A 24,907-nucleotide genomic window follows, 5' to 3' on the forward strand; every position below is an offset into this window, starting at 1 on the left:
TGTAACATATTTGATCAAAAAAGCGACTCTTTAAAGAGCCGCTTTCCTTATTTAATGGCATCTGCCATACTTTTTACATAATCATAAACCGCCTGATCAGCATGATCACCGTTTTCCGCAATGAGATTGACAATACCGCTGCCGACAATGACGCCGTCTGCGATTGCCGCCATTTCTTTCGCCTGAGCTGGTTCATGAATCCCAAAGCCAATCGCTACCGGGGTATCTGTTACGCTTTTAATATGACCAACGATTTCTTCTAAGTTAGATGCAAATGACTGATTCGAACGGGCTCCGGTGACACCCATTGAAGAGACCAGGTAAATGAAACCCTTGGCTTTTTTAGCAATCATTTCAACGCGCTGCTTAGAGGTTGGGGCAATCATCGAAATAACAGTGACGCCATAATTCACCGCCACATCAATCGCTTCATCAGCTTCTTCATATGGTAAATCAGGAATAATAATACCTTGTACACCAACGTCCTGACAGCGTTTAAAGAACGCATCATAACCGTAATGATAAACGACATTACAGTAAGTCATAAAGCAGAAAGGAATAGTGACATCTTCACGCAGCTCTTTGACCATCGCAAAGACATTATCAGTGGTTACTTGATGTTTGAGTGCCCGGACATTGGCATTTTGAATAGTTGGCCCTTCGGCGATTGGATCACTAAAAGGAATCCCAATTTCAATAAGGGCAGCGCCCGCTTTCGCCATCTGACGAATATAATCCTTGGTTTTATCGATGACCGGATCCCCAGCGGTAATAAAACCGATGAATGCTTTTTTATTCTGGAATGCCTCTTGAATACTAATCATGGATATCTTTCCCCCTATATCTGGCAATGGCTGCCACATCTTTATCTCCGCGTCCTGATAAACAGATAATGACAATATCATCTTTCTTCATCGTTGGCACAATCTTCAGCGCATGGGCAACGGCATGAGCGGATTCAATCGCACAAATAATACCTTCCGTTTTCGCTAAATATTCAAATGCGTCGACCGCCTCGTCATCCGTAACTGGCACATAGCTCGCACGGCCAATCGAATGCAAATAGGCATGTTCAGGGCCAATACCGGGATAATCCAAACCAGCAGAGATAGAATAAACAGGTGCAATCTGTCCATATTCATCCTGGCAGAAGAGAGATTTCATGCCATGAAAGATTCCCATCGTACCGGTGGCGATCGTGGCTGCTGTTTTTGCTGTATCCACGCCGCGTCCCGCTGCTTCACAGCCAATCAGCTGTACGCCTTCATCATTGATAAAGTTGTAGAACATCCCCATCGCATTTGAGCCGCCGCCAACACAGGCCATAACTGCGGTTGGCAATTTGCCTTCTTTTTCTAAAATCTGTTCACGGGCTTCTTTAGAAATGACAGACTGGAAGTCGCGTACCATCATTGGGAAAGGATGAGGTCCCATGACTGAGCCTAAGACATATAATGTATCATCCACTCGTTTAGACCATTCACGCATAGCCTCATTAACGGCATCTTTTAAGGTCATTGTCCCAGTTGTTACAGGATGGACCTTAGCACCTAATAATTCCATACGATAAACATTTAAAGCCTGACGATCCGTATCCATTTTACCCATAAAAATTTCACACTCTAAGTCTAATAAAGCCGCTGCTGTCGCTGTCGCAACGCCATGCTGCCCAGCGCCGGTTTCCGCTATGACACGGGTTTTGCCCATTTTTTTCGCCATTAAGCACTGGCCTAAAACGTTATTGATTTTATGCGATCCGGTGTGGTTTAAGTCTTCACGTTTGAGATACACTTTCGCTCCGCCTAAATCTTTCGTCATCTTCTCCGCATAATAAAGCAGTGATGGCCGATTGGCATATTCTCTTAATAAGGTATTTAATTCTTCATTAAATGCGGGATCATTTTTATAAAATTCATATGCTTCTTCAACATGATGAATTTCATTCATTAAAGTCTCAGGGATATACTGTCCCCCAAATTCTCCATATCTTCCTTGACTCATTGTCTGACTCTCCTTACTATTTCTTCGATTTTTATGGCATCTTTGATGCCTTCAGTTTCGACACCGCTTGAGACATCGATGCAATAAGCATTTGTCTTAAGAGCATCCTCGATATTACTGATATTGATACCGCCAGCGAGAAAAAATGGTTTTTTCGCGCTCACTTGCGTATAATCATAAGCTTCCCCGCTGCCTGGTTTAAGATTATCAAAAAGCAGGTAATCGGCAGCTGTCTCAACTTCTTTTTCGGTATAAGGCAGCGCCTGAATGACAGGCACGCCATATGATTTGATCGTTTTGATTTTTTCTTCATCATAACGGCCATGAAGCTGTACATAAGAGATGATATGTTCATCAATGGCTTCTTTAATAAAGGCTGCATCTTCCTCGACAAAAACGCCAACCGTCGGAATCGATGCCTCTAAAGCGCTGCGTAATCTCGTGGCCGTTAAAAGTGAAACCTGTCTTTTGCTAGGGGCAAAGACAAACCCAACAAAATCCGGATGAACTTTATTTAAAACCGGGAGATCAGATAATCGGCTGATCCCGCAAATTTTAATTTTCATGTCTCTTCCCCCTTTAACGCTGCTAACATGGCGCGCTGATCAGGCGCTTTCATAAATGTTTCACCAATCAGTACAGCGCTTGCCCCTTTTTCTTCACATGCTAAGGTCTGTGCCCTTTTCTCGATGCCGCTTTCCGAAACGAATACAACATCATCTGGAATCAGCTCCATATAACGCAAAGAATTATGAATATCAACGGTGAAATCACGTAAATCACGATTGTTGACACCAATGATCCTGGCGCCGCTCGCTAACGCGCGTTTCACCTGTGTTTCATTACGCGCTTCAACGAGCGCCGATAAGCCAAGCTGATGCGCTACATCCAGGTAGCGTTTAAGGGTCTGATCATCTAAGATCCCGGTGATTAACAGAATCGCACTGGCACCATTGGCTTTGGCCTGATAAATCATATATTCATCGATGATAAAGTCCTTTCGTAAAACCGGTATCGAGACATTTTGGGTGATCTCCTTCAGGTAACGAATATCCCCCTGAAAGAAATCGGGCTCCGTGAGGACGGAAATAGCATCCGCACCGATCGCTTCATAATTCTGCGCAATTGCCACATAATCAAAATGCGGTGCAATCAATCCCTTGCTTGGTGAAGCTTTTTTGACTTCTAAAATATAGGATAAACCTTTTTTAGAAAGAGCTTTATAAAAAGGAAAATCATCAGTGATCGGCTGCGCCTTAGCGAGAGCTTTCATCTCTGCCAAAGAGATCACTTGTTTTTCCGCTGCAACTCTTTCTTTCGTCTTTGCGACGATATCGTCTAAAATCATCTTCTCACCTACTTATTAGATGCTTCAATATAAGCCTCTAAAACCTGTAAAGCTTTTTTATTGTCAATCAGTTCAGCAGCTTTTTTAACGCCTTCTTTGATGCTGTCAGCGCCTCCGCCAACATAAATAGCAGCGCCGGCATTAAGTAAAACGGCATTGCGCTTTGTGCCAGTCATCGTCCCCTCAAGAATACCGCGAGTAATTTTCGCATTATCCGCGGGTGAGCCGCCTACTAATTCTTCTTTCGTGCCCTGTGGTAAACCGAAGTCTTCTGGTTTGATCGTTGTCGTACGATAATAGCCATTTTTAAGCTCACACACTAATGTTGGAGCAGAAGCACTGATTTCATCTAAATGATCTAAGCCATGAACCACTAAAGCCCGTTTGACACCTAACTGATCTAAAACTTTCGCCACTGGTTCCACTAAATATTCATCATAAACACCTAGTAAGAAATATGATGGATTAGCTGGATTGGTCAGTGGGCCTAAAATATTAAAGACAGTTCTAAAGCCTAATTCTTTGCGGATCGCCCCGACATATTTCATCGCCGCATGATACTTCTGTGCGAAGAGGAAACAGAAGCCGACATCTTTTAAAAGCTGTAACGCTTTTTCTGGACTCTGGTCAATATTAATCCCTAAAGCCTGCTGTACATCGGCTGTTCCCGAAGAGCTGGAAGCCGCGCGGTTACCATGTTTGGCCACTTTAATGCCCGCTGCCGCAATGACAAAAGCAGCGGTTGTGGAAATATTGAAAGTATGGGCACCATCACCGCCAGTCCCGACAATTTCTAAAACATCCATGCCCGGATGAGGAACTGGTGTCGCATGCTCACGCATCGCGGCAGCACAGCCGGAAATTTCATCAATCGTTTCCGCTTTCGTTGATTTCGTAGATAAGGCAGCTAAGAAAGCCGCATTCTGCGTTGGTGAAGTTTCGCCGCTCATAATTTCATTCATGACGGAATAGGCTTCATCATGAGTTAAATCACCTTTATTGACGATTTTGATAATTGCTTCTTTAATCATTGTCTAATCTCCTTTAACAAGTTTTTCATCATTTGTGGTCCATCTTTGGTAAGAATCGATTCGGGATGGAACTGTAACCCATAAACGGGATAATCTTTATGTTTAATCGCCATAATTTCGTAATCGTCACTATAAGCGATAATTTTTAAACTGTCCGGCCAATTGTTTTCATCCCCGGCTAAAGAATGATAGCGCGCTACTTCAACGCGGGATGATAAGCCTTGAAAAAGCGGCTCCTTTTCATCAACAGTGATGAGTGAAGATTTACCATGCATGATCTTTTTCGCATATGTAATCTGACCGCCAAAGGATTCGATCAATGCCTGATGGCCTAGGCAAATACCTAGCATCGGAATCTTTTGATAAAACGTGCGAATCACCTCTTCACAGACGCCCGCCTCACTTGGACGCCCTGGGCCGGGCGATAAAACGATCATTTCCGGCTGCATCTCTTCAATCTGTTTTATTGTCATAGCATCATTACGGACCACTTTGATCTCCTCGCCTAAAGAGCCAAGCAGCTGATATAAGTTGTAGACAAAGCTGTCATAGTTATCAATCATGAGAATCATACGTCGATCCCTCCGTTCGCAATTTTTAAGGCTTCAATAACAGCCGCCGCTTTATTGAGACATTCCTGATATTCATTTTCCGCCTTTGAATCATAAACGATCCCCGCTCCGGAACAGATATACACTTTATTGCTTTTCTTATAAGCTAAACGAATGCCGATGCAGGTATCCATATTCCCAGTGAAATCTAAATAACCGATAGCCCCACCGTAAATACCGCGTTTTACTTTTTCCAATTCACCGATAATTGAGCAAGCTTTGATCTTAGGCGCTCCTGATAATGTTCCCGCCGGCAACATCGTTTCAATCGCACTTAAGGCATCTTCCCCTTCTTTGATTGTGCCTTGCACTTCCGATGCGATATGCATAATCTTGGAAAATTTCATGATTTCTTTGTATTTATGTACCTTGACCGAACCAATCTGACAGATCTTGCCTAAATCATTACGTCCTAAGTCCACCAACATATTATGTTCAGCTAATTCTTTTTCATCGTGTTTTAACTCTTCTTCTAAAGCCCGATCTTCCACTTCCGTCATCCCACGTGGCCGTGAGCCGGCAATCGGGAAGGTATAAAGCGTATCACCGGAAAGCTTAACCATGGTTTCTGGTGAAGCCCCCGCCACTTCTAATGAGCTAGAATAGAAGTAAAACATATAGGGAGACGGATTGGTAGTACGTAAAACTCTGTAGGTATCAAGTAAAGAACCGGAGCATTTCGCTTCGATGCGGTTAGCCAAAACCGCCTGGAAGATATCCCCTTCGACAATATGATGTTTCACTTCTTCCACTTTCGCGCAGTATTCTTCTTTCGAGAACATAGGCATAAAAGGCCCCTTAAGTCGTAATGGATCACTCATATCCATATAATCCATTTTGATCATCCGTTCGATTTCTTCAATACGCTGGCATTTCTTCGGATAATCACTTTCAATATGATCAGCATCGACATTGACAATAATCATGATCTTTTGACGTTCATGATCAAAGCAAATACATTCATCAAAATACATCAGATCGACATCTTTAAAATGGGCATTGGAACTGTTGCCAAAAGTGACAGTCGGTTCACTGTACTTGAGATAATCGTAAGCGAAGAAGCCGACAAAGCCACCCGTAAAGGTTGGAAAGCCGGATAATTTCATCGTCTTATGACGCTGCATCACTTCCCGTAAGAACTTAGTTGGATTTTTGCGTCCTTTGTCAATGCCGTCAACCGTTAAACGGCCATTATTACAGGTCACTTCGTGTTTCGGATCATAACCGATAAAGGAATAACGCCCCCAGGTCGATGACTGTTCATGAGACTCTAAAATAAAACAGTGATCGGTCACAGCTTTACATTTCTTCAAGACCATAATAGGTGTAAAGAAATCACTATAAATTTCCTTTTTCAGTGGAATCTGTCGATACCCCTGATGATCTAATGCTTTCATTTCTTCAAGTGATGGACTATACATACTATTGCCTCCCTAAAACTTTATATAAAAAACCGTCCTGAAAGTGTACATATCATCTTTCAAGGACGGTTAAACCGCGGTGCCACCTTGCTTCACTAAAAAAGTGCTCTCGTGATTCTATCAAATCACTGATTCTTACGCGAATCATGCGTCGAGGTATACTCAGATTACTCTTTTGACCTCGCCCTCAGTGGTCCATATAACAAAAGGTTACTGCCTGTTTCCATCCTCCAGGCTCTCTCTTAGCACTGCTTTCATTCCTTCTCCACGTCATCGGTTTGTGTACTTTTATTCTACACACATTCGCAAAAGTGTCAATATATTTTATTGAGTTTCCAAAATCTTTTATATTATTTTTAGTTTTTATCTAATTATACTTGTCTTATTTATAAACTGATTTCAAATAACGAATCATCCATCAGATCGCTCGTCATTTCTTTCGGTAATTGTCTGACCCCTGGCTCTTTGGCGCAGATATAAGTAAACGGATCAACAGCATAATAAGACTTTCCCACTTTCGTACGGGCCCATTGATGATCATACTTATTCGCATTGACATGTTCAAAGCGATAGCCAAGAATATTCAGACATAAGCCTGTCGCTCGCGTCGCCCCGGCGCAGGTCACCTTATGATCGACAAAATAACCATAAGGATCATTATAGTGTTTGCCTTTTGTATTATAGGTAGCCATTTGATCAAAATAATGACGTAATAATAGCGTCAAACGTTTTAAAGTCTTTTCCTTATTTGGCGATAAAGCCTGTTTGACAAGAACAAGCGCCTCTTTATAAGCTTTCTTGGCTTGTTTCTCATTCATCTTGCCGATCCAGGCTTTGCGATCTTTCAGATTTTTAAAAGCGACAAGCTTTTTCTTTTTGACAATGACCTTGAAAGGATAGACCTGCTCATCGATCGTGACCTTCATGGTTGTCTGCCCAGCCTTAGTCGCCATAATAGAATTGCCATTGACGACTTTCATAATCTTTGGATGGGCGATATCAATCTTTAATGTCACATCATCATCAACCGCAAAACAATTAAGCGCACCAACATAAGTTGTCAAACTTTTTTCCTGTGCATAGATCGGTGTCATACTCATTAACATCATGCATAAAACAATGATTATTTTCTTCATCGAATCCCTCCTTATCTATCTTCATTGTAATCGCTTTCTAGAAAGAATAAAAGAAAAAGAGTGCCTTACGTTAAAAGACACTCTAAGCCATCGTAAGCGAATTAAGTACGCCGCATGAACGGGTATCCGCATAGTGAGATGGGAAGCTACTCTTATTCTTCAGATAATATTGAGAAGAATCCGTAGTATCATCCCAAGTGACATCGATGTTATACCACTTACCGCCAATTTTCACAATATTCCAGGCATGATTGCCTGAGCCAGAGGAGCCATAAGCCGTTCCAGTCATGACACGGCTTTGAATATGCGCAGCATTGCACATTTCATAAAATAATAAAGCATAACCTTCGCACACTGCCCCATGATCAATCAGCGCATTATAAGCAGTATAGCCACCATTGACATAGTCGGTATGATTGACAATATACTGATGTATCGTTTTCACCTTATTTTTTGTACTTCCCTTTAAATGTAATGACGAAACTGTCTTTTTTAAAGTCTTCTGAAAGCTTTTCTCATAGGAAGCACTGATCCGATAACTGAAGGTATACGTAATGGCCGTTTCATCTGCTGATGTCGTCGCGCTATAGGCATAAGAACGTAATGATAAATAATCATAATCATCGATATAGTTATGGGCCGCGGACATTAAATCGGTCGTAAAACTGCCGGCACTGGTTGCCTGATTCAATAATACAGTCACCTTGGTATCACGTTTCGCAATCGCCTTGCCGACGCCTTTTAAAGCCGTTTGATAACTGCCGCTGACCGTTGACTGGCCGCCACTGTTATTCACTGGATTGGTTAACGAACGTACCGCACTTTTTGAGCCGTTATAAACCTTGACCGTAGTGGTATATTTTTTCCCTTTGATTTTTCCTGTCACCTTGGCGATGCCAGATGCCTTTGCCGTAACCTTCCCGTTTTTATTGACAACAGCAATTTTCTTTTTATTTGATGACCAGCTGATTTTCCCTTTTCTTTCCTTAATTGTTAAGGTATAGGAGTTCCCTTTTGCGATCTTGAGTGTCTTAATATATGTCACTTGAGCCGCATCAGCCTGATGCGCATATAATGAACCTAAAAAGCAGACACTAGTAATCAATGCGATCCCGCATTTCTTAACAACATTTTTCATAAGGCTCCCTTCCTTTCACCTATAATGTACCAGCTTTCTTAAGGTCACGCAATATTTATTTTTATGATTTTATGTTACTTTATATTACTCAAAGCGTATTTAAGGTAAAAGAAAAGAAGCCCTAAAGCTTCTAATCATATTTATAGTTCATATCGACATAACCACTGATGCCATCAATCTTAAAGTCAGAACCCGTCTGCCATAAATCAGGATAATAGGTTTGTCCCTGATAGGTAATGGAAGGAACAGCCGTATAACCGCCTAACTTTGTACCAGAAACAGAGTTATAGCCATAATGCGCTAACCATCTTGAAGTAAATGAACTCATGAAGTATTCATTCGCTAAATAGTTATTGTACCATGAAGTCGATGAATAGATTCCGACATTGGTAAAACCATATTCCGCTAACTTCGCTGAGAAGGCTTCGCATAAGCCTTGCTGGTAGTCAGCTTTATCCGCTTTGGTATCCCCGCTTAATAAAGCGCTCTTCTGCTCTAAGTCTAAATAGATTGGCAACGTGAAATGCGAAGTCTTATAGCCCTGCAGGTAGCTTGCTAACATTTCCGCCTGATCCTGCGCTTCTTCAACACTCATCAAACCTTTATTGTCAGAAGAATTCATATACCAGTAAATACCATAATCCATACCCGCTGCTTCGGCTTTATCAATATTTGTTTTACAGTTGAGATCAATCCCATCACTATTGGTTGTTTTTAATTTTGATAATGTATTCCCGCCACGGATAATCGCATAATCCACGCCGGCGGCTTTTAAGGCATTAAAATCAACATTGCCATTATGATAAGAGACATCGACACCAATTTTCGCATTACCGGGATCGGTAATCGTCATATCTAAAGAATCGCCAGTGGAATCATTATAAATGGTCACATCACCAGCTTTTAATGGCATCACTAAGCCTGATTTAGAGACTAAGGCAATACTGTCATCACTGGAAGAATAGCTGCCTTTGCCTAATTTTACGCTCGCTTTGACACACTGCCCGACAACCCCGTTTGTATAAGTAGTACGCGTAGTCGTCCTGGCATCATTGGTGGCTGGCGTTACATTAGGATCACTGGATGTCTTGCTGGAAGCCATTGGCGCTTTATTGCCTGACTGTGTCACCGCTGGTGTTTCAGTCTGCGTATCAGGGGCATTGACAGTCACATTACACGTTAAAGTTTTATTATTAACTGCCACCTGAATTTGTGTTGTGCCTGGCGCTACACCGGTCACAATGCCATTGGCATCAACCGTAGCGACCGCTGGATTAAGCGAAGTAAATGTAGCTGTCGTGGTACCTTTATTTTTTAAAGATAACGTCGCTGTTTCGCCCTGCGTAATCGTTAATGACGAGACTGCTAAGCTCACCTGGGGTACGGTGACTTTACAGCTTAACGTTTTACTGCCAGCTTTTGCTTTGATCGTGGCGCTGCCAGTAGCTATTGCCGTCACTTTACCTTTCGATACACTCGCAACCGCTGGATTGCTTGAGGTCCATTTCACCTTTTTGGCATTATATTTGATCTTCAAAGTCTTTTTTGAACCAATCACCATTGTTGTCTTCTTTAACGATAAGACTGGTGTTAAAACTTTGACGCGACATTTATAAGTACGTTTATTAACTTTCGCTTTAATATAAGCGACACCTGGTTTTAAAACTGTCAGCTTCCCTTTCGAAGTCACTTTTACAACCGATTTTTTAGTTGTACTCCACTTAGCTTTTTTACGTGTTCCCTTTAAATATAAGGAATACTTCTTGCCCTGAATAGCTGAAAGTTTTGTTCTGTTTAAACGCACTCTTGTTTTGGCTTGTACAGGCATGGTCATACTGCCTGCCACTGCGAAAACAAGGGCTGCTTTAAAAATTGTTTTTGATAACTTCATCGTCTGCCCTCCATATGCTTTTTCAGTATAAGACATTTCTCCCTAGATGTCAAAAAATGTCAGTTTTTAAGCTGACATTTCTAATTATATTTATAGTTCATATCGACATAGCCGCTGATGCCATCAATCTTAAAATCAGAACCCGTCTGCCATAAATCAGGATAATACGTGACGCCATTATAGGTATAAGATGGAATCGTCGTATAATTTGTCATTGAAGAACCGGTGACTGAATTATAGCCATAGTGCGCCTGCCATAAAGAATTAAAGTTTGTCACATAGTAAGCTGACTGTAAGTAGTTCTTATACCATGAAGTTGAAGAATAAATACCAATATTGTTGTAGCCATAAGCTTTTAAGGTATTGGTAAACGTTTCGACAATGGTCTGTAAGTTAGCCACTTTTTCACTGGCATTAGACCCCGTTATTAAAGCCGAAGTCTGCTCTAAATCTAAATAGATCGGCATCGTAAACTGACTCGTCTTATATTGTGATAAGTACGTTGCCAACATCGTCGCCTGGGCGCTCGCTTGATCTGTTGTCATCAGCCCGCTATTACTGCTGGCGTTCATATACCAGTAGACACCATATTTCATGCCGGCTGCTTCCGCTTTATCAATATTCGTTTTTAAGTTTAAGTCAATGCCATCACTGTTAGTAGTCGATAATTTCTTTAACGTATTGCCGCCACGGATAATAGCGAAATCTACCCCCGCTGCTTTCATCTTATTAAAATCAACATTGCCATTATGATAAGACACATCAACGCCAACTTCCACATTACCCGGATCGGTAATGGTTATCGTCATGGCCGCATTATTTTTTGTATTGGTAATGGTGACAGTCCCCGCTTTAAGCGGCATCACTAAACCGGCTTTAGAAACTAAGGCAGTTGTTGGATCACTAGAGGTATAAGTGCCGCTTGATCCTAATGTCGAAGTGACTTTGATTGTTTGCCCTACAACCCCTGCCGTTGTCGTTGTGCGCACGGTATCAAATGATGTCTTGGGCGTTGTGACTGGTACTGGTGCGGCTGGTGCATTGACCGTAACCTGTGTTGATAAGATTGTTGTCCCCACCTGGGCATTTACCGTTGTTGTCCCGGCACTTACTCCAGTAATGATGCCCCCTTTTACAACGCTTGCAACGGCGCTGTCAGCCGACGACCAAACCGCCGTTGCTTTACAGTTACGAATATTCACATCAACCTTTTGCCCTGCTGTTAAGGTTACGCTTGTCTTTGTTAAAGACATCGCTGGAACCGTAACTTTACAGCTATAAGCTTTGCCGTTGATCGTTGCTTTAATGGTCGCAGAGCCGGCGGTCTGCCCCGTGACCACCCCTTTGGCGGTTACCGACGCGACGCTTGGCTTACTAGACGTCCATTTAACTGTGCCATAAGCTTTATTTAATTTCAGCGTTTTCTTAGCGCCAACATAAATCGTTGCTTTTGATGCTGATAACTTAGGATTAACAACTGTCACTTTACGGCTGTAACGCTTTTTGCCAATTTTCGCATAAATCGTCGCTTTGCCCGTTTTCTTGGCAGTCACTTTTCCTTTACTATTGATGGTCACAATTTTCTTATTGGATGAAGACCATTTCACTTTTTTCTTGTTGTAAGCAAGTTTTAAGGTTTTACTGCCACGGACATTTAAAGTGACCGACGTTGGTGAAATATAAGGGCTCGGATTTTTAACTGTCACAGCGCAGCGATAGGTTTTACCGCTCACTTTGGCCTTAATTGTCACCTTACCGGCACGTAAGCCTTTGACTTTGCCTTTACTCGTTACAGAGGCAATCTTTTTATTTGAGGAAGACCAGCTTACTTTCTTTTTGGTCCCTTTGATGGTAAGCGTCTTCGTTTTCCCTTTCACAATGGATGCCTTTTTCGCGCTGAGTTTCACCGCCGCATAGGTCGGTGTTAACTGCAATGACGTCATCGTCAATGCTAACGCTGGCATCATCCACAATGCTTTTAATCTCATTTCACAATCATTCCTTTCCTGCAGTTGCTATTCTATCATTAAAAATGCAAGTGAAACTTAAAAAACATCCAGAAACTGGATGTTAAGAAACCGGTAAAATGACAATCATCGCTAAGGATTTCTCATCACTGGTGGTGGCATGAATCTTGCCTTTATGCGCTTCGACAACACTTTTCGCAATCGATAAGCCAATACCGTAGCCGCCCGTTTCGGAGTTACGAGACTTATCCGAACGATAGAAACGATCAAAGAGTTTAGGTAAATCTTCCCTTTTGATATTATCTGTCGTGTTATAAACCGTAAAGACTAAAAACTTCTTTTGCTTTTCTAAAGTCACCTGGATTTCACCATGACGTGGTGAATATTTCACGGCATTATCTAATAAGATCGTCATTAATCTTTCAATATTTTTCTGATCCCCGCAAAATGATAAATTAGGTTCGATCGTAATATGCATAGCTTTATGCTGCGTCTTGGCTAAAGACGCATAGGACTGCGCAATTTCCGCTAAAATATCGGAAATTGGAAAATCGATCATCTGATAAGTCGGATGTTCATCTAACTTTGATAAGAAGATCAAATCTTCAGTTAACGTCTTCATGCGATAAGCCTGATGCTGGATATCTAAGACCCATTCATCATCACCATACTTGGATTTGAGTACTTCACTATCGGCATCGATAATCGTGATCGGTGTTTTCAAATCATGACCAGCATCAGAAATAAAAGTACGCTGACGTTCCTGAGCGATCGCAAAAGGACGCACAATCCGCTTTGAAGCAGTCAAAATAAGCAGCGTGAAAACTAACAGCCCGGCTAGGGATATACTAATCGAATAAATGATTAACTCTTTAAAATTTTGAATTGATGTCGCACAATTTAAAAAGACAATAATTGTTTCTTTCTGATGTTTCGTTTTTGCATAACGTAAATAGTCTAAGCGATTATTTTGACTTTTTTGTTTATAAGCCTGCATGCCATATTTCATCGCCTCACTGTTTTTGATCGCCGCCACTTTTGTCGTATTCATTTCAATTAAATTGCCAGAAGCATCATAGATCATTACAAAATAGCGACTTTCATAAGGCACATCAGAATCAAACGTCACCGTGGTCCCAGTTTTCGCATAATAGGATGTTAAGGTTTTTAAAACATGATTTTCATTTTTTCGGGTCATATAATAGTTTGATAAAATAATTGTCGAAAGAAAGATCGCAACGACGACTAATGAGCCGATCACGGCGATCTTCACAAAACGTTTTCTTAATTGATCAATCATCAGCCTGCTCCAGAGAATAGCCGGTATTACGATAGGCTTTGATCTTAATATTCGCATGCAGCGCATTCAGTTTCTTTCTTAAGTAAGAAACATAAGTCCAGACTAAGTTGGTTTCCGCATTGGAATCATAGCCCCAGATCTTTTCGATAAAAAATTCAATGGAATAGACCCGATTAGGATGGCTCATGAACAATTCCATCATCTGATATTCTTTATTCGCTAAATGGTAAGAGCCGACCGTTGAGGATAATTCATGACTTGAACGATCCAGATTGATATTTCCAACATTAAGAATATCATCACGCTGGGTATACTGCACGCGACTTAACACGCGAATACGCGCCAATAATTCTTTCGGTGAAAAAGGTTTCGTCAAATAATCATTAGCTCCTAAATCCAGCCCGCGCACACGGTCATCAACGGATGAACGCGCACTTAAGACAAGCACTGGAATCATATTGGAAGCCGCTCTTATTTCTTTCAAGACATCAAAGCCGTTCTTTTTTGGCAACATGATATCGAGAATCATCATGTCATAAATATCGTTGGAGGCAAAGTCAATGGCATCCTGCCCATCATAAACAGCATCCACGCTATAACCATTATCTTCTAATATACTGCACAAGGCATGAGAAAGAGATTTCTCATCTTCCGCTAAAAGTAATCTCATCTGTATTCCTCCTCACAATCATTTTCATTATATCAGGTTTTGACCGAAAAAAAAGAAGATGTATGCAAATACACCTTCTCTCACTTTTAGTAAATAACTGTTGTTGTGCCAGCTGGGATGACATCATGGATATATTTAGCATTATTAATGGCTAAACGGATACAGCCATGCGATAAGTTTGCCCCTAATGTTCCATTATTGAGTGCCCCTGGTTTAGAAGCGATCTTATAAAGGACAGAGTGGAACATGTAACCATCATGAATACGGGTTGGATACCAGCAGCGTGATGGATAAGAATCAAAGTATCTGGCTTTGACATATTTTCCTTTCGTCTGACCGATATGGAAGACACCTGATGTTGTCGGCGTTGAAGGTTTCCCAACGGTACATAAGAAAGAACGCACTTTCTTCCAGTTATCCTGTGAGCCTTTATAAATAGCTACCGTATGGGAAGATTTATTAACTAAGATTAAATATTTTGTTGGTGACGTATATTTCTGCGCTTTTGCATCCATACCTGTTAATTTACGAATGGCTGCCACCTTTGTACATTTACCAGTTTTATTAAAAGTATATTTCTTACCATTTAATTTTAATGTTTTATTTGTGACTAAAACACCATTTTTTGAACCGTAATAGTACGCCCCTTTGACTTTGAATAAACCAGTTAAAGCGCGGCCTTTAACCCCTGCTTTACCCGTTGTTTTAAAGTAATAACGTTTTCCTTTAATTGTCGCAAAGCCAGTTTTTAATACCCCGTTAGAGGCAAAGTTATAATAATATTTACCAATTTTTCTAAAGCTTGTAGCGGCGTTCCCACTGACTAAATAATAGTTTTTCTTGTTGTAAGTAAACCATTTTGTAGCCGTTGATTTCACCCCTTTGGTGAAATAAGCATAAGCATTATTAACCGCAAACATCCCTGTCGCTAAATGACCATCTTCATCTAAATAGACATTGATATCACCTTTGGCGGCGTAAGCGCTCTTCACAATTGTCCCTTCTGGGCCATAGAACTGATCCTTATACCAGGTATTGACGGCTTTTGCGCCATCTTTAAAATAATAGGTTTCTCCCTTAATGGTTTTGACGCCATTTTCATAACGAACGCCCTGATCACCATAGTAAGCATTGCCTTCCCAGGTATTGACGACTTTCACGCCATTTACGAAGAAATAATGATCTTTCCCTTTGACGCTGTGGTCACCATCTTCTAAACGGATCCCCTTTAAATTAAAGTAAGAATCACCAACCCATGCACTTTTCACCATCACACCGGTTGTTTCATCAAAATAATAGTTATGTCCATCAATGGTCACTAAGCCTTTTTTCTGCACCCCATTTTCATAGTAAGTGCCATCAGCCTGTAACCCATTTTTTACTGTTTCTGTTGTCGTTGTTGTTGTAGCTGTATCAGCGGTATCTGCGCCCTGCGCAAAGACCGGATTGAACGCTGGTGTGATCACCATCGCAGCGATTAAACCAGACATCATTGCTTTCTTAATCTGCATGTATATGCCTCCTTAACGGAGCCTATTATAAAACATCACTTATGAAATTACTAGAGGTTTGCCCCATTTTTTATGAGGTTGGTAATCGTTAAATGACTTTCTTCCATGATGACATGCGTGCCTTTATGCACTTCTTCACTGGCGATCAGCTTTTTCTTGTCCGGCTGAAGCGCTGATGGCTGCAGTTTTAAAACATAGATATTGTCATAACATGAACGAATCGTTTCATCATCATGAGCGGTCAAAGAAATTAACTGAATATTATTTTTCTTCGCAATTTCCATCATCGGCTTTAATAAGTGCACCGCACTGGCTTTGCCAAACGGGTTATCCATAATAAGCACTTTTCCATCATTTTTCGACGCAAAGAAATCAGTATCGTTATAGCGCATATAATAGAGCAATGAAGCTAAGACAATAAATGAGGTTAAGAACGTTTCCCCATCAGAGAACTTCGTGATCGCCTCCTGCCAGTGAATCGGCTGCATAGAGGTAGAGGCGGATGTAACTTTGCAGATTTTAATCGTTAAATCATGAAGATCAACAGCATGTTCAAACAAATTGGCCGTTGTTAAACGATTACGAACATATTCATGCAGACTCTTATTTTTCCCAGCAAGTTCCTCCTGATAGGCCTTGACACCGCCTTCACATAAATCATTATAAAAATCATCAATATGCGTATAATTAAAGGATTCCTGTCCGCTTTGGTTCACATCATCCCACTTTGGCAAGTGAATCATTAACATTTTATGCGAACGCTCCCCAAGCGTAATCGTTGAATGACTATCAATCTTATCGACTTCCTCATAAAGCATATGGGCATAGTTATACAAACTATCAACATGTTCTTTCTTTTGTTTCGCTAACATGTCCATCGTCGCTACTAACGCTTCAGTATACTGATGGAAACTGTGAACCACCTGGGTGATCGCTAACGTTAATAAAGAGTAATCATTTTGGTTCATCGCATCATCTAAAGCTTTGTTAATGGCATTGAGACTACGGACAAAGATATCTTTACGATAAGCAGGATTATGACGCGTATCATCAAAGATTCGGACAAACATCGTCATTTTCGTATTACGCTCTTCTTTCGCCTTTTCATACGTCGTTTTTAACATGCTAGATGTGCTTAACAAATTTTCATCAGCGAGTAATGTCAGATCTTCTTCATAAGGTGTCGCTCCTTCGCCCTGATAGACATCTAAAGACGTGAGAATCCGATTCATTAATTCATAACGCTTCTGCAAACGATTTAATGTCTCTTCTTCCTGCTTGATTTGCGCACGCAAACGCTGACGGCTTTGCGCGTAATCCTGCGGTTTAATCTCATCCTCACTTAATGGCGTTTTCCCGGGCCATTTCTCCCGCAAGGTATTGACAATTGTTTCTTTCTTTGCTTCAAGGCGCCCCGTTTTCTTTTCTTCCTGCGCAACGCGTTTGCGTAAATCTTCTAACAAACGATCTAGCGTTTTCTTTTGCGTTGTCAGATGCAGCGTTTTTTCGCGATCATAAGTCACATATACATAATCATCTTCATTTAGTCCATAACGGGTCACTAAAGATGTTAAGTTATCGATTTCCTGCTCATGCCGATGCAGACATTCCGCTAAACGCTCTTCTAGGTCTTTACGTTCATGTGATAAGCGCTGATCTAAGGCTAAGAAACGCGTTTCCATCTCTTCTACGCTGGTATAAGGAACATCTTTTTCTTCCTTCGTATACCCTTGATAGCTCTGTGCTTTTAAGCGTAAATCATGTAAGGTATTTTTCAGGTTATAGATATCATCTGTTAATCGACTACTCTTCTCACTTAATAACTGTTCCTGTTTTTGCTCCTCATCATACTGATTTTCTAAACGCGCTTTTTCACTCAAATCACGGCTGATGGCATCCTTGCGTTTGACATATTCAGCGTAATCACCACATAATTCCTCAAAGGCTTTCAAGGCCGTTTCTAAATCTTTCAAATGCAGCGCTAAAGCCTGCATTTCACGATTATAATCCTCAATCATCTGCCCGGCTTCTTTGAACTCTTCCTGAATTTTCACGCCTTGTGCTTGTAACGCCTGCTGTTTCTCTTCTAACGAGGCTAAAACACGCTCGCTTTCCGCCATGGTCTCGCTGCTTAAATCCTGTGAAGACAGTTTAACTTTCATCGCCTGGAAGTGCTCTAACTCATTATTCATCGTATTTTGTTTATCTTCATAGCGTGCACGTTTCGCTGCTAATGAGGCCATCACCTTGCCTAACTCTTCCGCAATTAATAACTTTTCATCAAAAAGCATATAGAAAGAGGTATCCTGCAAGGTATAAAAGATATCCTGATCAGCCTTCTTACGGCTTTGCAGGGCTTCATAAGTAATAAAAGGAATCGGTTCCTCACTATAGAGATCAGCACCGTTTTGCATCATATCTTTCAGCATCGCTAAGTCCTGGGCACTGATGACGATGGCATAAGGTAAAAACGGATGGGCTTCAATCAGTTTATGACGCACCTTTTCACTTGATGTCGCCATCTTTAACCACTGACCGCCATATTCATAGTTAATCCCATGATCTTCTAACAGTTTTTTCAAAGCATCCGGTAATACGACATTCTGCCCTGTTTCTAAACGTGAAATACGACTATCAATATTGTGAATATCTAAACTGCATAAGGCAATCTCCTGACTTTTCTCATTCATCTTTAACACTAAGGCTTGATTGATCTTTTCCCGATCATAGACATCTTCACTCGCCAAATCCACATATCTTAACATCTTGAGACGTTCCTGCTTTTGTAAGTCTAATGCCTCTTGACGCTGCTTTGCTTCGTGTTGATCAATCATCACTTTCGTCATTTCCTGGGCATTGCTTTCTTTTCTTTTCGTCAGATGTTCCTGTTTACTTTTGGTTTTCACCAGCGCCACGCGCATTTCTTCCTGGCGGGACTGATGCTTTGTCATCCTCGCTTGAAAATCGGCCTTTTCGCTTTCTAAAAAGCCCTCTTCATAAAGACCATTTAATAAACGCGTATAATGCTTATCATAACGTTTATTAAAGCGCGCTTCCCGGTGATCATAATCTTTTTGGCGACTCATCAGTGAAGCGATCCGGCTTTCAACCTGCGCTAACGCTTTTTGTGATTGCCGTAAGTCTTCTTTCACCTTTTGCTGTTTTTCTTTCGTTTGCGCCCTTTCGCTTTGCGCATTTGTGAGCTGCTGCTTTATCTGCGCACTAGCGCCTTGATAATACGTCTGTAAGTGATAGCCTAAACCATCATGTTCTTTTTCTAGAGGTGCCCGGTCTTTTTTCGCATAATCCATTTCATACTGAATTTTCTCTAAAGCCGTTTTCGCTTCAGCTACGCGCGCATAAGCCTGCGCCGTTTCCTGAATATGAATCTGGTCATTTGTCTCTTCCCGTTTGCGCGTTGTCTCCACTTCTTCGGTTTGCACCTTTGTTAAAGCATCATTTTGTGCTAATAACGCTTTACTGGCGGTAATCAGTTCATAACTCTTTTCTTCAAAATCCAGATCATCTTGCTGCTGATGCAAATCATCAATCTCATCAGATTGTTTTAAAACAGCTTTATTTTGGTCAACAGATGCATTATTCAACGCCTCTTTAAAACCTAAGATCGTATGATAATCATCCTGTTCCTGACGCCATTTTTCATACAGATCATGACCTTTATCCTGCATCTTGGATAAATCATTTTCAAAGCTTTGCGCCTGATTGTTTTCTTCAATCTTGCTGGCATTTTGAAAACATTGGGTGATATACGCTTCCGTCATTTCCTGGAACTTCGTCATATGACTCGTTTCGGTATTGAGTTTATCTTCCACCGCCGGCAGTAAGACCTTTTTTAATAAATCCGGAGCTGTCGTACAATCACTAAACATCTTGACTACTCCTGATTCATCTTCATTGATCTTATGAATAATGCTTTCCCATTCTTTTGGCGGAATCTTATTTTCATCGAGTTTTTCAAAATACTTTCTCGCCTGACGATTTTCATTCATGTCATAGACAAACATCTTATGACGATCGCGATACTTATTGAAAAGATCTTTGCCTTTCTGATAGGTAATTGGCTGACGTTTTTTCGTTTCAATGACTGGAATATGACGAATATCATATTCTGCCCCATCGCGATATTCCCCGATGAAGTTCCACATTTTTAATGATTCCCCTTCATTAATAGAACCTGGCATGCGGTAAACCATCGCCCCCGTCATGACTTTACTGACGCCATCATCGCGCAGCCATTCCACCATCAAAAAGGAAGGGCGATGATTAACGGTAAAGAAATCGCCAAAAGGTCGGTCTTTTCCGCCCTGGTTGACGTTACGGTAACGTTTATGGACAAACAAAGCAGTAATTAACTGAATCAATGTCGATTTTCCCCCGCCGTTCGTTAAATTGATCAAAGTATTTTCTCCGTTGGCTTCAATCATCAGATCATCGATCTGGTTCAAGTCATGGTTATAATGTAAGTTAATAATACGAATGGCATTGATCTTACTCATGGTGTTCCTCCTTGATAGTTTCAAACATCGCTTCAACGCGATCATAATTGGTGCGGTTTAATAAATCGAAGTCCATAAAGGCATTGAGCTTGGGCGTCAATAATATCATATGATCCTCGCGAACATAATCGACGAGCTGCTGGGCACTTAAAAAGCTCATAATTTTCGAAATAAAGCCTTCTTTAGTTTTCACTTTTGCCCCTAAACTTTCCGAGCCGGATAAGGCATTATAGTGTTCATAAAGTTTATGGAAGCTGATCCCCATCTTCTTCTCTTCTTCTTCACTATAAAGCGCACTGCCTTCTCTGAGGTACTGTTCTACTAAATCTTCTAATTCTTCCTCTTTCATAAAGTCACGGGCTTTGCTGGTTTCTCCGTTCGCGTCGTAACATTCCATCAAAAAGACAAGAATAATAAACATTGCTAAGTTATACGCTTCATAGCTGGCATTACTGCCCACTAAACGGTTTTTTAATTCTGAACGGGTATAGCCGAAGGTGGTATTATCCTGCTGGGGAATAAGATAAATAGTATTCCCATATAAAGCTAAATCAAACTGCGCCGCAGCGCCTAAACGCTTGACGGCTTTCTGCACTTCTAAGTCTTCCACGTAAGCCTGATACAAAGTGCGATCATCATCGCGTTCTAACTGATGATATTTTAATAAGTAGGCATAAAGGTCAGCGGCCTTTTGAAATGTCTCTTGTGTCATGCATCTTCCCCCTCAATTGTGATCGTTAAATCGGTACAGCGAATTTGCTTTTCATCTTTATAGATAAAGGTGGCATCTTCTGCCCTTTTGGTAAAGTTAATCTTTTGAATATCTGACAGATGTTCTTCGTTGACAATAGTAAGTACCATGCGGTTGAGTTCAAAGCTTAAAAACTCTTCATCAATCATCGTTGCTTCATGACGCATGGCATGAACATCAATCACATCCGCTTTTAAAAAGCTGACTAATAAACCTTTTAAAGTTTCTAAATCCGGCATAAACTTTTGTGTCATGCGAGGATGCTCCCCTAAATAATCGCTAAAAGAAGAGAGCGTGATCGTCTTTTCCTGTTTGAGATAACGCATAAAGATAAGCATCGCATCATGATAACGGCGATATTCTGCTTCTTTTTCTAAGCGCTGCGCTTCTAGAATAGCTTCTTCATCAATGTCTTCAAAAACATCACTGGTCGCTTCTTCTTTAGGTGCCAGCGTCATCTGCAGATCAAAGACTTTATTGATATTTAACATCTTATCAATCTTCTTAAAAAGCAATGGCTTTAAAAAGAGATCAAAGTTGCCCATCGCATCAGGATCCTGAATGATCCGATCATATAAATCGGTCTTGATCTGGAAACGTTTGACTTCTGGTGTAATCAGCTGGTTTTCTACCGCTTCCATATATAACTGATAATAACTCAAATTCTTCTTTAAAATATTCTGAATCGTTTCTAACTCTTTCTTTAAGATCTCATCCATCTCATTTAAAGCATGAATCTTGCTGGCAATCTCCGGATCAGTCAGATCGACATCTGAAGCGAGTAAAGTCTCAGTTTTGTTTTTGATCGCCTGCCGGTGATCATTGAGCTGCTTATGGGCACTCTTCATGATCTTCTCATTATCACTAATAAGCGTCTGATAATCCTCGACGGAGTAAGCCGCCACATTCCGTTTAATACGTAATTCGGCCTGATCGAGCTTATCAATTAAAGCTAATAACTGGGCAAAGATCTGTTTGACAGTAACCAAAGCTTTTTCATAATCCTGGTTTTCAATCTGTTGCTGGAGGATCATTTCAGAAATAGGAATCTTTAAATTATCTTCCACTTCCATCGTCCCTAAAACCAGACTATAGCCATCATAAGTCATCTTATAGGCTGTTTTGCGTCCGGTATCACTGGCGATGGCATAGTTGGTAATATAAGAAACAGGAATGTCCTGATTTTCTCCTGTGGTATAGTTATGACCAGTAAAACGCATGACCTTGCCTTCATTAGATAATACGGTATTAACGATAAAATCACTAAGGATCCGCGCATCATCAGGAATAATGTCAATACCATAATCATTGACCATGATTTCTTCCACAAAATCACTGATATCATCTAAGCTGCAGTCCTGATCTCGTAAATTGTATTCCATAATATGAAGCAGCACGCTAAAGACAATATTAATACGTAAATCGACATCCTCTAAGCCATAACTGCTCCAGCGGTTTTTCATAATAATATTATTGATCAGCTTGGCATAGAGTCCCACTGTTTTCATACGGCGGGGAAACTGCTGTAAATAATCTCTCATAAGCTCTCCTTAATAATCACTGATCGTTAAGTATTCCTGAGGCACATAACGACCAGCTGATAAAATAGCCTTCATCGCTTCGACATCCTTTTTTGAAAAATACGAAAAGAAGCGCGAAGCAATATGCTTATTCTGATCCTTCTTACTAAGCGGCAATAATGCCACATCACTTGTTAGCATCTTTTGATAAGCGGGGACAAAAGGCCTAAGAGGATAAGGAAAACCTTTAGATAGTGTTTCATAAATAAAGATGCCTTCATAATCGAGATCCCCATAGTAATAATAGGTATTAGATGGATCACGCATATAAGGTTCACTGGCAATTTCAAAGTCTTTTAAGTTGGCAAGAATACGTTTTCCCGCCCCATAAATCAGTGTATCGATAGGCACCTCCATAATGGTGCTGCGTCCCGCTAATAAGTGCTCCCGCATGCCGCAAAATGGATCTTTATTTTCAATAATGAGTAAGGTTTGCGGATGCTTTCGCGTTTTGGCATAATAAGCAAACGGTTCGGCCGTTTTGGTGAGATGCAAATCTTCTAAGGAAATCTCGCAATGGGCAAGAACACGTTTCCCCGCGGAGGACTTCAAATACTTTTCCTGGTGAAAGATCTGAAAACTGCGTTCATTTTCCGAAACAGCGATATTCAGTTTATCACTATGTTTTAAAAAGAAGGTCATTAAAGCCTGGACATCCTCTCGCTCTTTTACATAAACATCTACATGATTGCGGTAGTAAGTAAATGAAAGCGGCGGCGCATAGAGATATGCTAATTCTGCCTTATAGGCAGAATAATCCTGATCTTCTTCAATCAGCCAGTATTTTAAAGCCAATGCCGGGGATTTGCCATTGCCCCGACTGCTTTTCATCGGTTTTAAAGTGCCGGCTTTTATAAGCTTATGAACATAGGCCACCTGCTCTAAATAATCTTCATGAATCACCGGCTTTAAGATTTCATCTAAGGTTATTTTCTTTTTACTCATATAGGTCCTCTTTTCTTTGCTTATTAATTATAACGAAAACCTTTTCATAAGACTATTATTTTTCTTAAAAAACATGTTGACGAATAAAGTAATCTTTAGTATACTAAGCATGCACCAAGGAAATGGTCTGGTAGTTCAGTTGGTTTAGAATGCCGCCCTGTCACGGCGGAGGTCGCGGGTTCGAGCCCCGTTCAGACCGCCATTTGATGTGTACAGTCTGCAAGTTGCAGACTGTTTTTTTGCATTTAGGTATTTAAAAAAGACTGGTTTACATACCAGCCTGCAATAAGAAAAACATAGCAACGGCATTTTGTGTCATATGCGTCAATATAGAGCCATAAATACTATTGGTACTTTCATACATATAACAGAAGACTAAGCCCATAACCGTATAAGGAATCATCTGAACCATTTCACTTAAGTTTCCCGCTAAAACAGAATCCATGACATGGATAAAACCAAAAAGCAAAGCGGAAATAACATAAGCGAGCACGCGTGAGTGTTCACGAACACTGGTGAAGACGACGCCTCTAAAGATCAGCTCTTCAGTAACCGGGGCTAAAAACACAGTCATAAAGATCATCACTAAAGGATATTGTTTTGTGAGAGAATTGATCGCACTCTGATTGACACTCGTTGTCGTTGAAGTAAAAAAACGTAATAACAAGTTTCCAATTGTATTACCCAACACACACAAGATATAGCCGATCACGACGCCCGAGAAGAGTGTCACTAAGAAGTTCTTCTTAAGATCGACTGCCTGACGTTTCAGAAACTTGCGCATAATAAAGACCACCAGCAGCCACATCAGCAGATCATCAACGAGATTAACGGCGGTATTGACCGTATAGTAATTGACGCTTTTTCCTAGTGAGAGAAAAACAAATTTCACTAAAGCGCTGGAGACATAAACCGCACAGAACAAAAACGCAGGTAAGGCAATCAGATAGCCCATCGCTGTTTCGGTGCCGGAAAGTCGCCTTGTAAAATACTTTCCTCTATTCAAATATTTTTCCATATTTTTTTCACATCCTATAGTGTTCATTCTAACACGAAAGCCTTTGTTCATCAACGAACAAAGGCCTTTTC

19 protein-coding genes and 1 tRNA gene are annotated in these 24,907 nt (G+C 40.8%); 1 reads left to right on the forward strand and 19 read right to left on the reverse strand.

What is annotated here, in order from left to right; all coding sequences use genetic code 11:
- Window positions 1-47: 47 nt before the first annotated feature.
- From trpA to SG0102_RS10865, 18 genes are all read right to left on the reverse strand, one after another.
- A complete protein-coding gene (trpA, locus tag SG0102_RS10780; protein WP_125119922.1) occupies window positions 48-824 on the reverse strand; it encodes a tryptophan synthase subunit alpha in 777 nt (258 codons plus the stop codon).
- Window positions 817-2,001, reverse strand: a complete 1,185-nt coding sequence (gene trpB / locus SG0102_RS10785) for a tryptophan synthase subunit beta (protein ID WP_125119923.1) — start codon at window positions 1,999-2,001, stop codon at window positions 817-819. Before trpB ends, trpA begins: the two co-directional genes overlap by 8 nt.
- Window positions 1,998-2,567 carry a phosphoribosylanthranilate isomerase gene (locus tag SG0102_RS10790; protein ID WP_125119924.1) on the reverse strand — a complete coding sequence of 190 codons (570 nt, stop codon included), beginning with the start codon at window positions 2,565-2,567 and terminating at the stop codon, window positions 1,998-2,000. The genes trpB and SG0102_RS10790 overlap by 4 nt, the downstream gene beginning before the upstream one ends.
- Entirely contained in the window at window positions 2,564-3,349 is a 786-nt protein-coding gene (trpC, locus tag SG0102_RS10795) for an indole-3-glycerol phosphate synthase TrpC (protein WP_125119925.1), read from the reverse strand. Before trpC ends, SG0102_RS10790 begins: the two co-directional genes overlap by 4 nt.
- Window positions 3,350-3,357: 8 nt before the next feature.
- A complete protein-coding gene (trpD, locus tag SG0102_RS10800) occupies window positions 3,358-4,380 on the reverse strand; it encodes an anthranilate phosphoribosyltransferase (RefSeq protein WP_125119926.1) in 1,023 nt (340 codons plus the stop codon).
- Window positions 4,377-4,952: an anthranilate synthase component II gene (locus SG0102_RS10805; RefSeq protein WP_125119927.1), complete on the reverse strand. Its 576-nt coding sequence runs from the start codon at window positions 4,950-4,952 to the stop codon at window positions 4,377-4,379. Before SG0102_RS10805 ends, trpD begins: the two co-directional genes overlap by 4 nt.
- Window positions 4,949-6,412 carry an anthranilate synthase component I family protein gene (locus SG0102_RS10810; protein WP_125119928.1) on the reverse strand — a complete coding sequence of 488 codons (1,464 nt, stop codon included), beginning with the start codon at window positions 6,410-6,412 and terminating at the stop codon, window positions 4,949-4,951. The genes SG0102_RS10805 and SG0102_RS10810 overlap by 4 nt, the downstream gene beginning before the upstream one ends.
- Before the next feature lie 386 nt (window positions 6,413-6,798).
- Window positions 6,799-7,548 (reverse strand): hypothetical protein, encoded by a 750-nt coding sequence (locus SG0102_RS10815; RefSeq protein ID WP_125119929.1) that lies wholly within the window; start codon window positions 7,546-7,548, stop codon window positions 6,799-6,801.
- 82 nt (window positions 7,549-7,630) lie between these two features.
- The gene (locus tag SG0102_RS10820) at window positions 7,631-8,686 is read right to left on the reverse strand and encodes a transglutaminase domain-containing protein (protein WP_125119930.1); all 1,056 of its coding nucleotides are present in this window, start codon (window positions 8,684-8,686) and stop codon (window positions 7,631-7,633) included.
- 130 nt (window positions 8,687-8,816) lie between these two features.
- The gene (locus tag SG0102_RS10825) at window positions 8,817-10,577 is read right to left on the reverse strand and encodes an Ig-like domain-containing protein (RefSeq protein ID WP_162300199.1); all 1,761 of its coding nucleotides are present in this window, start codon (window positions 10,575-10,577) and stop codon (window positions 8,817-8,819) included.
- A gap of 80 nt (window positions 10,578-10,657) precedes the next feature.
- Window positions 10,658-12,565, reverse strand: a complete 1,908-nt coding sequence (locus SG0102_RS10830) for an Ig-like domain-containing protein (RefSeq protein ID WP_125119932.1) — start codon at window positions 12,563-12,565, stop codon at window positions 10,658-10,660.
- A gap of 82 nt (window positions 12,566-12,647) precedes the next feature.
- Window positions 12,648-13,844, reverse strand: coding sequence for a sensor histidine kinase (locus SG0102_RS10835; protein WP_162300200.1), 1,197 nt, complete (start codon window positions 13,842-13,844; stop codon window positions 12,648-12,650).
- A complete protein-coding gene (locus tag SG0102_RS10840; RefSeq protein ID WP_125119934.1) occupies window positions 13,837-14,514 on the reverse strand; it encodes a response regulator transcription factor in 678 nt (225 codons plus the stop codon). Before SG0102_RS10840 ends, SG0102_RS10835 begins: the two co-directional genes overlap by 8 nt.
- A gap of 86 nt (window positions 14,515-14,600) precedes the next feature.
- A complete protein-coding gene (locus SG0102_RS10845; protein ID WP_125119935.1) occupies window positions 14,601-16,025 on the reverse strand; it encodes a L,D-transpeptidase family protein in 1,425 nt (474 codons plus the stop codon).
- Window positions 16,026-16,075: 50 nt separating this feature from the next.
- Window positions 16,076-20,542, reverse strand: a complete 4,467-nt coding sequence (locus tag SG0102_RS10850; protein ID WP_125119936.1) for a coiled-coil domain-containing protein — start codon at window positions 20,540-20,542, stop codon at window positions 16,076-16,078.
- Window positions 20,535-21,254, reverse strand: a complete 720-nt coding sequence (locus SG0102_RS10855; protein WP_125119937.1) for a DUF6063 family protein — start codon at window positions 21,252-21,254, stop codon at window positions 20,535-20,537. Before SG0102_RS10855 ends, SG0102_RS10850 begins: the two co-directional genes overlap by 8 nt.
- Window positions 21,251-22,834 (reverse strand): hypothetical protein, encoded by a 1,584-nt coding sequence (locus tag SG0102_RS10860; RefSeq protein ID WP_125119938.1) that lies wholly within the window; start codon window positions 22,832-22,834, stop codon window positions 21,251-21,253. The genes SG0102_RS10855 and SG0102_RS10860 overlap by 4 nt, the downstream gene beginning before the upstream one ends.
- A gap of 9 nt (window positions 22,835-22,843) precedes the next feature.
- Window positions 22,844-23,818, reverse strand: coding sequence for a Wadjet anti-phage system protein JetD domain-containing protein (locus tag SG0102_RS10865; protein ID WP_125119939.1), 975 nt, complete (start codon window positions 23,816-23,818; stop codon window positions 22,844-22,846).
- Window positions 23,819-23,942: 124 nt separating this feature from the next.
- Here SG0102_RS10865 and SG0102_RS10870 point away from each other — a divergent pair.
- Window positions 23,943-24,020, forward strand: a tRNA-Asp gene (locus SG0102_RS10870).
- Window positions 24,021-24,086: 66 nt separating this feature from the next.
- Here SG0102_RS10870 and SG0102_RS10875 read toward each other — a convergent pair.
- Window positions 24,087-24,836 carry a CPBP family intramembrane glutamic endopeptidase gene (locus tag SG0102_RS10875; RefSeq protein ID WP_157983031.1) on the reverse strand — a complete coding sequence of 250 codons (750 nt, stop codon included), beginning with the start codon at window positions 24,834-24,836 and terminating at the stop codon, window positions 24,087-24,089.
- Window positions 24,837-24,907: the final 71 nt, after the last annotated feature.

This window comes from Intestinibaculum porci, from assembly GCF_003925875.1.
GTDB classification, from domain to species: Bacteria; Bacillota_I; Bacilli_A; order Erysipelotrichales; family Coprobacillaceae; genus Intestinibaculum; species Intestinibaculum porci.